18 protein-coding genes and 1 tRNA gene are annotated in these 15,002 nt (G+C 70.7%); 13 read left to right on the top strand and 6 right to left on the bottom strand.

Annotated features, from left to right (window positions below):
* Nucleotides 1–123 precede the first annotated feature (123 nt).
* The 10 genes from CHF16_RS04060 to CHF16_RS04095 all read left to right on the top strand — a co-directional run bounded on the left by CHF16_RS04060 (nucleotide 124) and on the right by CHF16_RS04095 (nucleotide 6,177).
* Nucleotides 124–651, top strand: coding sequence for a S26 family signal peptidase (locus CHF16_RS04060; RefSeq protein ID WP_179271372.1), 528 nt, complete (start codon nucleotides 124–126; stop codon nucleotides 649–651).
* Entirely contained in the window at nucleotides 648–818 is a 171-nt protein-coding gene (locus CHF16_RS40080; RefSeq protein ID WP_179271373.1) for a hypothetical protein, read from the top strand. Before CHF16_RS04060 ends, CHF16_RS40080 begins: the two co-directional genes overlap by 4 nt.
* The gene (locus tag CHF16_RS39255) at nucleotides 800–1,651 is read left to right on the top strand and encodes a MauE/DoxX family redox-associated membrane protein (RefSeq protein WP_179271374.1); all 852 of its coding nucleotides are present in this window, start codon (nucleotides 800–802) and stop codon (nucleotides 1,649–1,651) included. Before CHF16_RS40080 ends, CHF16_RS39255 begins: the two co-directional genes overlap by 19 nt.
* Nucleotides 1,624–1,854, top strand: a complete 231-nt coding sequence (locus CHF16_RS04065) for a hypothetical protein (protein ID WP_089324520.1) — start codon at nucleotides 1,624–1,626, stop codon at nucleotides 1,852–1,854. The genes CHF16_RS39255 and CHF16_RS04065 overlap by 28 nt, the downstream gene beginning before the upstream one ends.
* Nucleotides 1,855–2,032: 178 nt before the next feature.
* Entirely contained in the window at nucleotides 2,033–2,233 is a 201-nt protein-coding gene (locus CHF16_RS04070) for a hypothetical protein (RefSeq protein ID WP_245868214.1), read from the top strand.
* A 31-nt stretch (nucleotides 2,234–2,264) separates the two neighbouring features.
* The gene (locus tag CHF16_RS04075; RefSeq protein WP_089324521.1) at nucleotides 2,265–2,603 is read left to right on the top strand and encodes a hypothetical protein; all 339 of its coding nucleotides are present in this window, start codon (nucleotides 2,265–2,267) and stop codon (nucleotides 2,601–2,603) included.
* Between the two features lie 96 nt (nucleotides 2,604–2,699).
* On the top strand, nucleotides 2,700–3,014 hold the full coding sequence (locus tag CHF16_RS04080; RefSeq protein WP_089324522.1) for a helix-turn-helix transcriptional regulator: 315 nt from the start codon (nucleotides 2,700–2,702) through the stop codon (nucleotides 3,012–3,014).
* Entirely contained in the window at nucleotides 3,011–3,934 is a 924-nt protein-coding gene (locus tag CHF16_RS04085) for an HD domain-containing protein (protein ID WP_089324523.1), read from the top strand. The genes CHF16_RS04080 and CHF16_RS04085 overlap by 4 nt, the downstream gene beginning before the upstream one ends.
* Before the next feature lie 67 nt (nucleotides 3,935–4,001).
* Nucleotides 4,002–4,607 (top strand): VOC family protein, encoded by a 606-nt coding sequence (locus CHF16_RS04090; protein ID WP_089324524.1) that lies wholly within the window; start codon nucleotides 4,002–4,004, stop codon nucleotides 4,605–4,607.
* A gap of 322 nt (nucleotides 4,608–4,929) precedes the next feature.
* Nucleotides 4,930–6,177, top strand: coding sequence for an HNH endonuclease signature motif containing protein (locus CHF16_RS04095; RefSeq protein ID WP_179271375.1), 1,248 nt, complete (start codon nucleotides 4,930–4,932; stop codon nucleotides 6,175–6,177).
* A 486-nt stretch (nucleotides 6,178–6,663) separates the two neighbouring features.
* Here CHF16_RS04095 and CHF16_RS04100 read toward each other — a convergent pair whose 3' ends face one another.
* Entirely contained in the window at nucleotides 6,664–6,870 is a 207-nt protein-coding gene (locus tag CHF16_RS04100) for a hypothetical protein (RefSeq protein WP_089324526.1), read from the bottom strand.
* Nucleotides 6,871–7,199: 329 nt separating this feature from the next.
* Here CHF16_RS04100 and CHF16_RS39260 point away from each other — a divergent pair, with 329 nt between their 5' ends.
* Together CHF16_RS39260 and CHF16_RS41190 are read left to right on the top strand one after the other, a co-directional pair.
* The gene (locus tag CHF16_RS39260; protein WP_143227868.1) at nucleotides 7,200–7,391 is read left to right on the top strand and encodes a hypothetical protein; all 192 of its coding nucleotides are present in this window, start codon (nucleotides 7,200–7,202) and stop codon (nucleotides 7,389–7,391) included.
* Between the two features lie 345 nt (nucleotides 7,392–7,736).
* Nucleotides 7,737–8,084 (top strand): site-specific integrase, encoded by a 348-nt coding sequence (locus CHF16_RS41190; RefSeq protein WP_089324527.1) that lies wholly within the window; start codon nucleotides 7,737–7,739, stop codon nucleotides 8,082–8,084.
* A gap of 211 nt (nucleotides 8,085–8,295) precedes the next feature.
* On the opposite strand, the gene CHF16_RS04110 is transcribed toward CHF16_RS41190, so the two are convergent.
* Nucleotides 8,296–8,377: transfer RNA gene (locus CHF16_RS04110), tRNA-Tyr, on the bottom strand.
* Between the two features lie 113 nt (nucleotides 8,378–8,490).
* On the opposite strand from CHF16_RS04110, the gene CHF16_RS04115 reads away from it, so the two are divergent.
* Nucleotides 8,491–8,979, top strand: coding sequence for a YajQ family cyclic di-GMP-binding protein (locus tag CHF16_RS04115; protein ID WP_089324629.1), 489 nt, complete (start codon nucleotides 8,491–8,493; stop codon nucleotides 8,977–8,979).
* 97 nt (nucleotides 8,980–9,076) lie between these two features.
* Here CHF16_RS04115 and htpX read toward each other — a convergent pair whose 3' ends face one another.
* From htpX to CHF16_RS04135, 4 genes are all read right to left on the bottom strand, one after another.
* Nucleotides 9,077–9,931 (bottom strand): zinc metalloprotease HtpX, encoded by an 855-nt coding sequence (gene htpX, locus CHF16_RS04120; RefSeq protein WP_089324528.1) that lies wholly within the window; start codon nucleotides 9,929–9,931, stop codon nucleotides 9,077–9,079.
* A gap of 65 nt (nucleotides 9,932–9,996) precedes the next feature.
* Nucleotides 9,997–11,451, bottom strand: coding sequence for an NADH-quinone oxidoreductase subunit N (locus tag CHF16_RS04125; protein ID WP_089324529.1), 1,455 nt, complete (start codon nucleotides 11,449–11,451; stop codon nucleotides 9,997–9,999).
* Entirely contained in the window at nucleotides 11,451–12,962 is a 1,512-nt protein-coding gene (locus CHF16_RS04130) for an NADH-quinone oxidoreductase subunit M (RefSeq protein WP_089324530.1), read from the bottom strand. The genes CHF16_RS04125 and CHF16_RS04130 overlap by 1 nt, the downstream gene beginning before the upstream one ends.
* Nucleotides 12,959–14,968 carry an NADH-quinone oxidoreductase subunit 5 family protein gene (locus tag CHF16_RS04135; protein ID WP_089324531.1) on the bottom strand — a complete coding sequence of 670 codons (2,010 nt, stop codon included), beginning with the start codon at nucleotides 14,966–14,968 and terminating at the stop codon, nucleotides 12,959–12,961. Before CHF16_RS04135 ends, CHF16_RS04130 begins: the two co-directional genes overlap by 4 nt.
* Nucleotides 14,969–15,002: the final 34 nt, after the last annotated feature.

Consider the following 15,002-nt stretch of genomic DNA (forward strand, 5'->3'; position numbering starts at 1 on the left):
GGCCGGTGACCGGTAGACCAAACCCGGAACCCGCGCCCCGCGGCCCGGACGCCGTCCGGTATCACCCGCGCGTACGGCCCGCGGTGATGATCTTCGGGCTCCGATCGGGCGGCTATGGGACGGATGCCGACTTCGCGGAGTTTGCGGGTACCGGGCGGCGCGCGACTCGCCGCGGCGGGCGCGGCGGGCGCGGCGGGCGCGGCGGGCGCGGTGCTGGCGCTCGGGTGGGCGCGCAGGAACCTGGTGGTCGTCACCGTCCACGGGACGAGCATGCTGCCCACGCTGCGGGACGGCGACCGCGTCCTGGTGCGGCGGCGGTCGCTCGACGAGGTGCGGTGCGGCGACGTGGTCGTGCTCGAACCGCGCCTGAACGGCCCCTACCGTCCCGGCCCCGCCGGGCCCGACGGCCGGATCTGGAACGTCAAGCGCATCGCCGCCCTCCCCGGCGACGAACTGCCGTCCGGCGTACCGGGAGGCGGGCGGGTCGCCTCCGGCGCACCGGGAGGAGGGCGCGTCCGCCCCCTTGCCGCAGGTGATCAACGTCATTGGCTTCGGCACCGGCGAGCGTTGATCATGTCTGGCGAGACGCGCCGCCGCTCGGAACCCCGCAGCCGGAGAGATCCGGCTCGACCTGTGAGGAGCTCCTCATGATCCGTGCCCTCAACCGCATCGGCGACCGGATGCTCGGCCGCGTCCTGCCGTCCACCACCGCCCGCGCCGAGCCCTGCTGGTGGACCGACACCGGCCTCCGCTGCTGCATCTACGCCGGCAAGACCTACTGCAGCCACCGACATCCGCCGTGCAGTACGCCGCGCTGACCGCCCGCTGCGCCCTGGGGCTCGTCTTCCTGGTCGCGGTGGCCGGCAAGGTCCGGAGCCGGGACGCCTTCCGCGAGTTCCGGCGGTCGGTGCCCGGCCTGGCCCCCGGCCTGCCCACGACGGCGACGTCCGTCGCGGTCGTGGCCGCGGAGGCGGCGGCCGTCGTACTGCTGGCCATCCCGCGGACGGCGCCGGCCGGCTTCGCGCTCGCGGGCGCCGTCCTGCTCGCGTTCACCGCGGGGATCCACCGCGCGCTCCGCGACGGCGGGGGCGCGACGTGCCGCTGCTTCGGCGCGCGCCCGTCCCCGGTGAGCCGCGCGCACATCGTCCGCAATCTCGCCCTCGCCGCGCTCGCCTGGGGCGGCCTCGCCGCGCACCTCGCGGCGGCCGGGCCCGTGCACCCCGCGGGCGCCGCCATCGCGGCGGGGAGCGCGGCCGTCCTCGCCCTGCTGGCCGTCTTCTTCGACGACCTCGCCGACCTGCTGATCGCGCCTCGCGCGCACCCCCCGATGACGCGTCCGGCACCATCACGAGCCGACACCACCACGAGCCGACACCACCACGAGCCGGCACCACCACGAGCCGGCACCACCACGAGCCGGCACCACCACGAGCCGGCACCACCACGAGGGAGCACCGTTGCCGTATCTCGTCGCGGCCGTCGTCTTCGTCGGCGTCCTCTGCGCGTTCGACCTCCTCCTGCCCCTCGCCGTCGTCCGCCGAGCCCGCGATCGTCGGCCTGTTCTCCACCACCTGCGCCGGATGCCGGGAGCGGCTGCCCGAGTTCGCCGACCGCGTCCGGCCGATGGACGCCGGGCGCGTCCTCGCGGTGATCGAGGGCGAGCGGGACGACGCCGAGCCCTTCATCGCCGCGCTCTCCCCGCTCGCGACCATCGTCGTCGAGCCCGTGCACGGGCCGGTGACCACGGCGTTCGGGCATCCGGCGTCCCCCAGCTTCCACCTCGTCGGCGAGGACGCCGTGGTGACGTCCTCGCCCCTCTCGCCGGCCGGGCTGCCCGTGCCGGCCCGCGCGTGAGCCGACGGGGCGCGCGCTCCGGCGCCGTCGCCGCCCTGGCCTGGCGCGCGCGCCCGGCAGCCACCGCCGCGTCGGTCGTCCTCGCCGTGCTCGGCGGGCTGGCACCCGTCGCGACGGCGTGGCTGACGAATCTCGTCCTGGACGCCCTCGCCACCGGCGGGGACCGGGACGACCTGCCGTGGCTCGCCGCCGGGCTCGGCACGGGCGCACGAGCGTCCTCATCTCCCACCGCCTGGGCGCGGTGCGGGAGGCCGACCTCATCGTCGTCCTGTCCGAAGGCAAGATCACCGAACGCGGCGCGCACGACGCCCTGATGGCGCTGAACGGCGAGTACGCCCGCCTCTACACGCTCCAGTCCAGCGCCTACGCTCCCCGCTGAGCGTCCGGGTAGGGTGCCCGAGGAGGTGATCATGGACGCTGTCGGGACGCGCCGGAGCGCGAACCGGCCGGCGAAGGCGAGCGTCTTCTTCGCGGGCTCCGGTGTGGCGGCGCTGCTGAACTTCGCCACGGGCATCGCCTGGATCAATCCCGCGATCTTCGTGGGGATGGCGGTGCTGTGCGGGCTGGCGGCGATCGTGGCCGGGCACATCGGCCGCTTCCGGGGCCGCCGCCTCGGCGGGGACGGCCGCGGGATGGCACTGCTGGGGATCCTGGTCGGCTGGCTGCTGATCTTCATCTGCGTGCTGGCGGTCATCGCCGTCTTCGGCCTGATCGCGGGCCTCGCCGTCCTCGTGGACCACGCTCAGTAGCCATCCGTCCTGTGACCTCGTTAGCAGGGGGTTATCACCTCTGAGATAGGTGACTCTCCGCGAGGTCTATCTAGAGTTCGACATATGCCCCCTCGGATGACCTTGCAGACGCTTCTCGTCCTGAAGGAGATGCTGGCGGATCCGGACCGCGAGCACTTCGGCCTGGAACTGAGCAGGCAGACGGGCCAGCCGACCGGGACGATCTATCCGATCATCGTCCGGCTCGAACGCTGCGGATGGGTCGAGAGCTCCTGGGAGCCGCCGGAGCGCCATCTCGGCGAGGGCCGGCGCAGGCGCCGCTACTACAAGCTCACCAGCGAAGGAGCCCAGCAGGCACGTGCGGCGATCGCCAAGGCGGAACGCTCGCGCGGCACGTCCTGGCGTCCTCGTACGGAGGGGAGCCTGCCATGACCGTCGACTCGATCATCTCCAGGCTGCCCGCCGAGACCACCGACTCGGAGCGCGAGCGCATCCGGCGCGCCCACGCCTTCGCCGCACGCCTCCATGACGGCCGGCGGCGCCATAGCGGCGACCCCTTCATCACCCATCCGGTCGCGGTGGCGGAGATCGCCGCCGACGCCGGGCTGGACGCGCAGATGATCTGTGCCGCTCTGCTCCACGACGTCCTCTCGGACGCCGACTGCGACGAGGCCGACCTGAACTTCGAGTTCGGGGACGAGATCGCCTCGCTCGTCCGGGGGCTGACCGATCTGGAAGCGTTGGAACCGGCCGATCTGCACACGGCGGACGAACGAGTCCTGACACTCAAGCTCCTCGACCGCCTCCACAACATGCAGACGCTCCAGTACGTGGATCAGCAGAAGCAGCTCACGAAAAGCCAAGAGACATTGGAGCTGATGACGCCCCTGGCCGTCCGGCTCGGCCTGAACCACATAGCCGACGAGCTGGAAACCCTTGCTCGCGCACGCCTCAACACGTCACCTCAGGGAGCGAGGGCGAGCGCCCGGGCCCTGGCGTGCGCCACCGCGCTTCTACCTCGTGCGGCCAGATCCCGTTACCTGGAGGAATGGCTGGGTGAACTCGACGCCCTGCCGACCAGGAAAGACCGCATTCTCTTCACGTGGCACGTACTGGTGAGCGTCCCCCACCTGGCGCTGCTACTGCGAAACTCGACATGGATCGCCGCGCTCCGCTGGATTCTCAGCTCCAACGTCCGCACCTGGACGCCCTTGCTCGCGCTCCTCGGCTGGATAACCGCGGAAACGGCCAAGGACAATCTCGGCGAAGCGGTGGTCGTCCTGATCACGCTGCCGCCCGTCCTGAACGCGGGCGTCAAATGGCTACGAACCAGGTTCGTCCATCAGGAGTGACTCGTCGGCGCGGAACCTCGCACCCGCGCCGCGAGCAACGTGGCGGGTCGACTCTAGGGTCGTTGCCATGACTGATCTGGACCATCTCGTGTACGCGACACCGGACCTGGCGACGACTGTGGAGCAGGTCGCCGAACGGGTCGGGGTACGCCCAGTGGAAGGCGGGCCGCACATCGGCCTCGGCACCCGGAACTTCCTGCTGGGGCTGGGCGGCCGCAGCTACCTGGAGATCGTCGGTCCGGATCCCGACCAATCCGAACCGGCGGCGTCCCGCCCGTTCGGCGTTGACGACCTCACCGCGCCCGCACTGGTGGCCTGGGCCGTGGCGACCACCGACATCGACGCGGCAGTTGCACGAGCGCGCGAGGCCGGAGTCGATCTGGACGCCCCATACGAGATGTCACGACGACGGCCAGACGGCACGCTCCTGAGCTGGCGGCTCACCCCGCCCCTCCCAGGCGTGCGGCCGTTCCTGATCGACTGGGGACGCACAGCCCACCCGACGGAAACGCTGCCGGTCGTGCCACTGCTCTCCTTCGAGATCGAACACCCTGCCCCCGAGGCGCTGCGAACCGAATTGGCTGCCCTAGGCGTCACACCGAAGGTGAAGAAGTCGGAACGACCAGGCCTGACCGCCCAACTGGACGGCCTGACACTCGCCCCGCCGCACTGACCCTTTTTCAGTGATGGCTTCGCAGTTCGGCGGGACGGCGCCGGCCTCGACGAGACGGCCGGGTCTGCGGAGCTTGGCGTGCGAGCGCTTGGCCTGCTGCTGGAACTTGGGCTTGTCGTATCCCTTGTACGGGGTGGTGATCACCGGTAAGGGCACGCACAACGCAAGATGCACCATCACAATCCACAAGACAGCGAAATCGAAATGCCCGAAATAAGGCATCCGCGATAATTGCGAACAGCGATAGCGGACACCCGAAAGAATCATGGTCGAATTTCAATCCAAAGGAGCGAGGCAATGTCCGGACGGATATGATGGTCGCATGAGTTCAAATAAGGGCGATCTTGATGTCGCGTCCGCCATGGAATTGGTGAACGCGGTCTCGGCGATCGCCGCTGAACTCGCCTCCTGCACCGCCCCCGACTCGCCGGCCGCCTGCCTGGAGTTGGCCGAGGCGCTCGCCGCAGCCATCGATCTGCAGGAGGCCGCGCTGGCCGGACTCGTCGGTGTGGTGGACGGTGCCCGTGAGGTGCAGCGGTGGGGTTTCCCCTCCACCCGCTCGTGGCTGCGGTCCCGTATGGGCATGCGCGAAGCCCGCGCCAAAGAGCGGCTGACCCTGGCGCGGCAGCGCCACCGTCTCACGGAGGTCACCGAGCGGTGGACCGCCGGTGAGTTGTCGGCCGGGTACGCCGCGACCATCGCCGAGGCCACCGCCCGCCTGGACGACGATGACTGCGTCACTGCCGAGACCACCCTGCTCGGCATGGTCGACCAGGGCTTCTCGGCCGGGAAGGTGGCCTCGTTCGGTAGGCGGATTCGTGACGTGATCGCCGAGCGCGACGGGTGTGAGCAGGCCCCGCAGGACGTGAAGCGGGGGTATGAGCGGTCGTGGATCGACTCGACCCGGTCGCTCGACGGTGGCCGCTACATCAAGGGCTGGTTGAACGCTGAGGACGCCGCGATCTGGGACGGCACCCTGGCACCGCTGGCCAAGCCCGCCGGAACCGACGACCACCGCGATCTGTCGGAGCGGACCGCAGCGGCCTTGACCGGCGTGCTGGCGGGTGGACACACGGCCACCAAGGTCACCGTCATCTGCGACCTGGACACCCTCACCGGCGGCACCACCCCGGCGCGGCTGACCGACGGCACTCCTATCCCGGCAGAGCAGGCCCGCAGGATCGCGCTGAGCGCCGGGGTGTCACCGCTGCTGCTCGGCGCCGGGAACACCCCGCTGTACCTGGGCCATCGGGTCAGGTTCGCCACCGTGCCGCAACGGCAAGTGCTGGAGACCCTGTACTCGACGTGTGCGGTGCAGGGCTGCGGGGTACCCGGGACGCTGTGCGAGGTCGACCACGTCCACGGCTGGGCACTCGGCAACAACCCCACCGACATCGACAAACTCACCCTCACCTGCGGCTGGCACAACCGCTACAAACACACCCACCCCGACCGACTCCACATCACCAAAACACCCGACGGCCGATACACCTACCGCCTCCACCCACCCGACACCGACGCCCTCCACCAGCGAAGACACCCACCACCCACATGGCCCCAAGCCGCATGAACAACAGACCAACGCCCAAGCCCGCCCGCCCCCAGCGGCGCGGGCCGGGCCCGGCTGCCCACACTCGGCGACCTACCCGTGCCTATCCACCACGCGGAATTCGTCACGCTGCTTCGCCACCACATCAATGAGTTCGGGTCCCGGCCGGGGACCGGCTGTTCGTCGGGCCGCGCAGCGAAATCACACTGGCCGGACATACCTCGGGACCTGGCACGAGACAAGGGCGGCGGCGCTGAGCGAGCGTGAGGCAGCCTCGCCGTTAGCCAAGACCCCGTACGGCCTCCGCCATGCAACGGTGTCGACATGACTCGGTGTAAGCCCGGACACGGTTCCATCAAGGGTGGCCGTGGGCCGTCGACGCAGCCGACGCGCAGCGCCCTTGACGGGTTTGGCCGTCGCCATCCTCGACGGGGCGGGGTCGGGGGAGCCCCGCACCTTTCCAGGTTCGCCTGCAACTCTCCTGGTAGGGGAAGCGCTGGCGTGAAGCTAGAGGGACATCCAGCAGTACAGATGTCTGCCTTGCTCGCGTGCTCGCTGGGCGATCTCGCGCAGTCCGCGCATGATCTGCTCCAGCTCGACGGGCTCGGCCGCGCCCCAGAACTCTTCTGTCTGTGACCGGGGCGGCGCTGCGGCAGCGAACTGATCGTCGCTCGCATCTGCCATGAGGGTCACGAAGTCGTCGGGGACGGTCACGACCCATTGCTGGGTGTCGCTCTCTTCGTTGGGACCAATGAGGTCGGCATGGCGGGGCCTGCCGCTGACTTGTCCGTAGGGGCGTCCGTGAGGATCGCCTCAAGGGTGCCTAGCTGAACAGCCGGATCGATTCCGCCTTCCACATGCTCTTTCGGTGTTTGTCCTTCAGGCGGGTGGCCGGGACCTGCCCCCCCAGTCGATGACCTGGGCGGCCTCGTCGTCGCTTGTCGCAATGAAGTAGTCGTAGAGAATCCCCATGCGGAGCAACCTTGCCAGACGCTTTGCACAGCTCGAACCGCCCTGCGGCACGCGAGAGGCGGCGCGACACCGTGACCGCCGGCGGCCGGGTGGCAAAGCTAAGCTACGCGACGCGCGGCCAGGCGCGAGCGCCTCCGCCCTTGAACGACCAGCCTGCGGCGGCCAAGGCGGTGGCTCGTAAGCCGGCGGTCCTCTACAACGCCTTTGAGTATGCGGTCGAGTTGGAGGAGTTCGACCGGAACACGATCGACGAGGTCAAGTGAACGCCTCCCATGCTCGCCGAGAGGTGGACTGGCGTGTCGTGCTCGGGCCTCGCAGATGCGAGAGTGCCTGACGGCGGTCACCTACGTCGGCAAGCGGGGAAGGGGCCGGCGGCTGCGGGCTCTCTACGCGTGCATGTATTACGCGGCACTTCGCCCGGCTGAAGCGGTGGCCCTGCACCGAGACGACTGCCATCTTCCGGCAACTGGCTGGGGTCGCCTCGTCCTGACCCGCTCCTACCCGAAACGGGATCGCGGTGGACCGACAGCGGGTCGACTCACGAGCAACGCGGCCTCAAGCTCCGCCCGGCGGCCGAGGTTCGGACGGTCCCGATCCCGCCCGTCCTGGTGGAGATCCTCCGCGACTACATCGCCGAGTTCGGGACGGCCGAAGACGGGCGGATCTTCCAAACCGAGCGGGGCGGCATCGTCGGGTCGACGGCCTACGGCGACGTGTGGGCGGCGACTCGGGCTCTGGCCTTCACACCGGAACAGGTCGCCTCTCCCCTGGCGCGGCGGCCGTACGACCTTCGGCATGCCGGAGTGTCCCTGTGGCTCAACTTCGGTGTTCCGGCAACCGAGGTCGCCGAACGTGCGGGGCACAGCGTCAAGGCCCCGTTGCAGGTCTACGCCAAGTGCATCGACGGGCAGCAGGACCAGGGGAACAAGCGGATCGACGATGCGCTCGGCGAGTGACAGGCCGTACGGTGGAGGGGCTCCGGTTCATCCCGGGGCCCCTCGTCCGCGTCTAGGGCAACCTGCGGAAACGTCCTCGATCTCATCCCGCGAATATCCCGCGACCAGCGACAAACGGGTGCCTTCGGTGGCGTCTGGCTGCATCCGGGGGATCTTGGAAAGCGAACAGCCTCCGACCGTTTGCACTGGTCAGAGGCTGTTTCAGCGTGAGTGGCGGGTCCAGGATTCGAACCTGGGTAGGCTAAGCCGACGGATTTACAGTCCGCTCCCATTGGCCACTCGGGCAACCCGCCGTGGTGACGCCTGAAAGAATAGCGGACCGCGCGAGTGGGTGTGACATCGAGGCGGGGCGGGGAGTCGATACGCTCTGTGGATCGGAAGTTGCTGCTGAGGGGATGTGTGGGCCGTGGCCGACTCCAGCTTTGACATCGTCAGCAAGCTCGACCGGCAGGAGGTCGACAACGCGCTGAACCAGGCCGCCAAGGAGGTGGCCAACCGGTTCGACTTCAGGAACGTGGACGCGGGGATCAAGTGGTCGGGTGAGTCGATCGAGATCCAGGCGAACACCGAGGAGCGGGCCAACGCGGTGCTGGACGTGCTGAAGGACAAGCTCGTCAAGCGGGGGATCTCGCTGAAGGCGATCGATGCCGGGGAGCCGAAGCCGTCGGGGAAGGTGCACAAGCTGAGCGTGGGGCTCAAGGAGGGCATCGCGCAGGACGAGGCGAAGAAGATCGGGAAGATCATCCGGGATGAGGGGCCGAAGGGTGTGAAGGCCCAGATCCAGGGGGACGAGCTGCGGGTCAGCGCGAAGAAGAAGGACGACCTCCAGCAGGTCATCGCGCTGCTGAAGGGCAAGGACCTCGAGGTGGCGCTGCAGTTCGTGAACTACCGCTAGGTGTTTGAGGAGCGCGTCGGCCCCATCCCCCGCAGAAGGGGCCGGCGCGCTCTCGTGTGTTATGACGCGGCGGCGGCCGGGATGGTTCGGCCCGATTTCAGCGGCGGCCCGCCATGCGCTCCAGGCGGGCGATCCGGTCGGCGGTGGGCGGGTGGGTGGAGAAGAGCTTGCCGATGCCAGCCCCGGCGAACGGGTTGGCGATCATCAGGGAGCTGGTGGTGGCGAGCTCCGGGTCCTGGGGCAGGGGCATCGCGCGGGTGCCGGCGTCGATCTTGCGGAGGGCGGACGCCAGGGCGAGCGGGTCGCCGGTGAGGCGGGCGCCGGCGGCGTCGGCGGAGTACTCGCGGGTGCGGGAGATCGCCATCTGGACGACGGCGGCCGCGACCGGGCCCAGGACGAGCATCAGGAGGGCGCCGAGGATGCCGGGGCCGTCGTCGTCGTCGGCGCGGCCGATCGGCAGGAAGATCGCCAGGTGGGACAGGTAGGTGATCACAGTGGCGATCGCGGCGGCGACCGAGGAGATCAGGATGTCGCGGTTGTAGACGTGGGACAGCTCGTGCCCGAGGACGGCGCGCAACTCCCGCTCGTCCAGGATGTGGAGGATGCCGCGGGTGCAGCAGACGGCGGCGTTGCGCGGGTTGCGGCCGGTGGCGAACGCGTTGGGCTGGCGGGTCTCGGAGATGTAGAGCCGCGGCATGGGCTGGCGCGCGGCGGTGGAGAGTTCCCGGACGAGCCGGTAGAGGGTCGGGGCCTCGACCTCGCCGACCGGGTGGGCGCGCATGGAGCGCAGCGCGATGCGGTCGCTGAAGAAGTACGCGATGCCGTTGGTACCGAGGGCGATGATCAGCGCGATCGTCAGCCCGGTGGCGCCGCCGAACGCCCATCCGGCGACGAGCATCAGGGCGGACAGCGCGGCGATCAGTGCTGCCGTCTTGACGCCGTTGTGGTGCACTTCCGTTGCCTCCCCGTCGACTCCGGCATGAACATCAACGGTTTGACCTGGGTGAACGTTCCCGGTCAGACGGCCTGCAGGACGAGCTGCGGCGCGATCGACAGGGCGATCGCGCCGGCGGCGGCCGCGGTGATCGCGGCGCGGACCGGCAGGCCGGGTCCCGTGTCCCGCTCCTGCCCGGAGGGGGACGGTCCGAACAGGCGCACGGCCCAGGCCAGGTAGTAGTACAGCCCGATGACCGTGTTGATCGCCATGATGACGGCGAGCCAGGTGACGCCGCCGGCGACGGTGGCGCGGAACACGACGACCTTGGCGAACAGCCCCATCACGCCGGGCGGGAGCCCGGCGAGGCAGATCAGGAAGAAGGCGAGGGCGGTGGCGGCGGCGGGGCCGCGGCGGGCGAGGCCGCGGTAGTCGTCCAGGGTGCGGAGCCGGTGGTAGCCGATCACGACGGCGAACGCGCCGAGGTTCATCACGGCGTAGAGGGCGACGTAGGCGACGGTGGCGGCGGTGGCCTCGCCGAGGCGGTGCGAGCCGACGGCGAGGGGCGCGAGCATGTAGCCCGACTGGGCGACCGACGACCAGGCCAGCAGGCGGATCGGGGTGCGCTGCCGCAGGGCCAGGAGGTTGCCCAGGGTCATGGTGAGGGCCGCGAGGACGCCGAGGATCGGGCCCCAGACGTGCCCGTAGGCGGGCAGGCCGATCGCCAGGACGATGACGAGCCCGGCGAATCCGGCGGCCTTCGAGACGACGGACAGGAACGCGGCGACGGGCAGCGGGGCGCCCTGGTAGACGTCCGGGGCCCAGAAGTGGAACGGGACGGCGGCGACCTTGAACGCGAACCCGGCGAGGACGAGGACGGAGCCGACGGAGGCGACCGGGTCGAGGTCGGAGGGGAGGTCGGCCAGGGCGGGCGCTATGCGGTCCAGGTGCATGGAGCCCGTCGCGCCGTAGACGAGGCTGATCCCGAACAGCATGACCGCGGTGGAGATGACGGAGACCAGGAACAGCTTCAGCGCGGCTTCGGACGCCGTCCCGTCGTAGCGGCGGAGGGCGGTGAGGGCGAAGACCGGGAGGGACAGGGTCTCCAGGGCGACCAGCAGGAGGACGAGGTCGCGGGCGGCGACGAGCGCCAGCGCGCCGATGACGGCGGCGAGCAGCAGGAAGTGGTACTCCCCGGCCGGCATCCGCGAGTCGGTGATCTCCTGGAGGGAGAGCAGGACGACGATCGCGGCGGCGGCGAGGACGATCCCCTGGAACAGCAGCGTGAAGTCGTCGGCGACGTAGGAGCAGGACGGCGGGCCGCCGGAGCGCAGGCCGTCCGGCAGGCAGAACGTGGCGCGGCGGTCGCCGGAGGCCAGCGCGATCACGGCGATGAGGGCCGCGACGAGGGACCCGGCCGACAGGAGGGAGAGGGCGCGGCGGGGCGCGTCGAAGGCGTCGGCGAGCAGCAGGCCGAGCGCGGCGGCGGCGAGGATCAGCGGCGGCGCGATCGCCGCGTAGTCGATGCCCTGGATCATCAGCCGCCTCCGAACAGCGCGCGGACGGGTCCGGTGGTCACGTCCAGCAGGGTCTTCGGCCACAGGCCGATGAGCAGCGTGAGCGCGATCAGCGGCACCCACGCCGCGTACTCCTGTACGGACACGGCGGCGAGCGGCCCGCGCGCCGGCTCGCCCGAAGAGGACGACGGCCCGTGGGTGAGCTTGGCGAGCATCCGCAGGAAGTAGGCGGCGGTGAGGACGGCGCCGAGCGCGGCGACGGCCATGAACGTCACGAACGTCTCGCGGGGCAGGTCGGCGTGCGGCCGGTACGCGCCGATGAGCGCGAGGACCTCGCCCCAGAACCCGGCGAGGCCCGGCAGCCCGAGGGACGCGACGGACGCGAAGGTCAGGATCGAGGCGAGCCGGGGCGACGTGCCGAGCATGCCGCCGCCGATCGAGGCCATGTCGGTGGTGCGCCAGCGTTCCTTGACCGCGCCGGCGAGGAAGAACAGCAGCCCGGTGATCAGGCCGTGCGCGATGTTGCCGAACAGCGCCGCGTTGATCCCGACGGGAGTCAGCGTCGCGATCCCGAGGAGCACGAACCCCATGTGCCCGACGGACGAGTAGGCGATCATCCGTTTGAGGTCGCGCTGGGCGAGGCAGGCGAGCGCGCCGTAGATGATGCCGATGACGGCGAGGAGGCCGAGCCAGGGCGCCCAGAACGCGGCGCCGTCCGGGGCGAGCGGTACCGCGACACGGACGAGCCCGTAGGTGCCCATCTTCAGCAGCACGCCGGCCAGCAGGACGGACCCGACGGTCGGCGCCTCGGTGTGCGCGTCCGGTAGCCAGGTGTGCAGCGGCCACATCGGCGCCTTGACGGCGAACCCGATGCCCATCAGCGCGAACGCCGTGATCTGGATGCCGCGGGACAGCCCGGAGCCGTGCAGGTCGGCGAGCGCGGTCATGTCCAGCGTGCCCAGTGTCGCTCCGACGAGGAGCATCCCGGCGAGGAGGAGGCCGGAGCCGAGGAGGGTGTAGAGGATGAACTTGGTGGCGGCGGCGCGGCGCCCCGTCCCGCCCCACAGCATGATCACCACGTACATCGGGACCAGGACGGTCTCGAAGAACACGAAGAACAGCACGAGGTCGAGGGCGACGAAGGTGCCGAGCATCCCGATCTCGAGGACGAGCAGCAGCGCCGTCAGCAGCCGGATGCGGCCGCCCTCCGGCGGGTGCCGCAGCGTGTAGAGGAAGCAGAGGAACGTCAGCAGCGCGGTGAGGACGACGAGCGGCAGCGAGATGCCGTCGACGCCGAGGTGGAAGCGCAGGCCGATCGCGGGCGACCAGGACCGGTCGACCTCCAGCTGCATGCGGGACGTGGCGCCGAAGTCGAACGCGGTCAGCGCGGAGATCGCGACGAGCAGCGTCGCGCCGGACACGGCCGTCCCGAACGCGCGGACGGCGAAGCCGGTGCGCAGGAACCGGTCCGCCGGGACGAGCAGCGCCAGCGCCCCGGCGAGCGGGATCGCCAGCATCAGCACGAAGATCACAGGAGGATCACCACCCCGGCCACGATGACGACGACGCCGGCGAGCAGGCCGGTGAGGTAGGTCTGCGGGTTGCCGTTCTGCGGGACGCGGAGGATCCCGGCGAGGCGGCGGGCGCCGTGCGCGGTGCCGACGACGGCGGCGTCCACTCCGCGCCGGTCGAACTCGACGACGTACCGGGCCAGGGCCCGTACCGGGCGGACGATCGCCGCGGCGTACAACTCGTCCACGTAGAAGGCGCGCGCGAAGACGGGACGGACCGGGCCAAGCGCGCGCACAGGGTCCAAGGCGGGGTCACGGTTCCACACGAGGAAGGCGGCCCCCGCCCCGAGGACCACCAGCACGGCGCTGAGCAACGAGGCCCCGAGGTGGGGACGGAGCTCTTCGGCACCGAGCCCGAAGAATCCGAGGATCGCGGCGGGGACGGCCAGGGCGGCGACCGTCCACGACATGAGGCGCGACGGGTCGCGGGGCTCGTAGGCGCCGCGCGGCTCACCGAAGAACGTCACCAGCCAGGTGCGCATCGCGTAGGCGGCGGTGAGCACGACGGTCAGGAGCAGCCCCAGGTACACCAGCCACGCCGCCGCGGCCGGGAGGGTCACCGCGCCCGCTGACAGGGGCACGGCCGGTGCTTGGACCTTCGCGACCAGCGCCTCGCAGACCTGGGACGCGGCGGCGCACTTCGGCGGGCTCGCGATCTCCGGAGGCGGCGCGTAGTCGACCCAGCCCGCCGCGTGGGCGGACACGCCCTGCTCCGGCAGGGATCCGCCGTGCACCGCCGAGTGCTGGGCCGCCTCGATGACGGAGTCCTTGCTGAACCATCCGCTGAACGGCGGGACGCCCGCGAGCGCGGCCAGGCCGGCCGTCATCGACCAGAACGTGACGGGCATGGCGCGCCACAGCCCGCCGTAGTGCCCGAGCATGTTCGACCCGGCGGTGACGATGACGCATCCGGCGGCGAGGAACAGCAGCGCCTTGAACGCGCCGTGCGTGAGCAGGTGGAAGACGGCGGCGGTCTTCGCGCCGACCGCCAGCCCGGCGGCCATCACGGCGAGCTGGCTGATCGTCGAGTACGCCAGGACGCGTTTCAGGTCGTCCTGCGCGAGCGCCGCGCACGCCGCGCCGACCATGGAGACCACCGCGACCACGGCCAGCACGGTGCGGGCGCCCGGAGTCAGCAGGAACACGCCGTAGAGGCGGGCGACGACATAGACGCCCGCCGCGACCATCGTCGCCGCGTGGATCAGCGCGCTGATCGGCGTCGGGCCGGCCATCGCGTCCGGCAGCCAGGTGTGCAGCGGGAACTGCGCGCTCTTGCCCGCGACGCCGGCGAGCAGCAGCAGCGCCGCCGCGGTCACCGTCGAGGACGGCAGGTCGCCCGCCCGCGCGAGGATCCCGGAGATCTCGAACGTGCCGGCGCCGACACCGAGGACGATCACGCCGAGCAGGAAGCCGACGTCGCCGAGCCGCGTGACCAGGAACGCCTTCACGGCCGCCCGCGAGTTCGCCCGCTCCTCCCAGTGGTGCCCGATCAGGAAGTACGAGCAGATGCCCATGACCTCCCAGCCGACGTACAGGACGAGGAGGTCGCCCGCGTACACGACCAGGAGCATCGCGGACGTGAACAGCGAGATGAACGCCGCGTAGGACGAGTACCGCCGGTCGCCCTTCATGTACGCGACCGAGTACACCTGGACGGCCAGCGCGACGCAGCACACCATGAGCCCGACCACGGCGGCCAGGCCGTCCACCTGGAGCCCGATCCGGATCGGCACCGACCCGGTGTCGACCACGGCGAGGGTGCCCGTCCGCTCACCGGGGTCGCGCCACACGGTGAAGGCGACGACCGCCGACAGGACGAGCGAGACCGCGACCGGCACGCACGCGAGCACGCCGGGGCCGCCGCCCGGCACACCGCGCAGCATCCGGGTGAGGGACGGCCCGGACAGCATCCCGGCGAACGCGGCGAGGAACGGCAGCAGCGCCGTCAGGGAGGACAGCAGGATCATCGCGCGTCGACCGCCTCGGGGTCCGCCTCGGGGT

This window comes from Actinomadura meyerae (assembly GCF_900188445.1).
Lineage (GTDB): Bacteria > Actinomycetota > Actinomycetes > Streptosporangiales > Streptosporangiaceae > Spirillospora > Spirillospora meyerae.

Bases quoted from the DNA above. Each gene is read 5' to 3' on its own strand.
- CHF16_RS04060 (WP_179271372.1), top strand. From the start codon at position 124: ATGCCGACTTCGCGGAGTTTGCGGGTACCGGGCGGCGCGCGACTCGCC.
- CHF16_RS40080 (WP_179271373.1), top strand. From the start codon at position 648: ATGATCCGTGCCCTCAACCGCATCGGCGACCGGATGCTCGGCCGCGTC.
- CHF16_RS04065 (WP_089324520.1), top strand. From the start codon at position 1,624: ATGGACGCCGGGCGCGTCCTCGCGGTGATCGAGGGCGAGCGGGACGAC.
- CHF16_RS04075 (WP_089324521.1), top strand. From the start codon at position 2,265: ATGGACGCTGTCGGGACGCGCCGGAGCGCGAACCGGCCGGCGAAGGCG.
- CHF16_RS04080 (WP_089324522.1), top strand. From the start codon at position 2,700: ATGACCTTGCAGACGCTTCTCGTCCTGAAGGAGATGCTGGCGGATCCG.
- CHF16_RS04085 (WP_089324523.1), top strand. From the start codon at position 3,011: ATGACCGTCGACTCGATCATCTCCAGGCTGCCCGCCGAGACCACCGAC.
- CHF16_RS04090 (WP_089324524.1), top strand. From the start codon at position 4,002: ATGACTGATCTGGACCATCTCGTGTACGCGACACCGGACCTGGCGACG.
- CHF16_RS04095 (WP_179271375.1), top strand. From the start codon at position 4,930: ATGAGTTCAAATAAGGGCGATCTTGATGTCGCGTCCGCCATGGAATTG.
- CHF16_RS04125 (WP_089324529.1), bottom strand. From the start codon at position 11,451: ATGATCCAGGGCATCGACTACGCGGCGATCGCGCCGCCGCTGATCCTC.
- CHF16_RS04135 (WP_089324531.1), bottom strand. From the start codon at position 14,968: ATGATCCTGCTGTCCTCCCTGACGGCGCTGCTGCCGTTCCTCGCCGCG.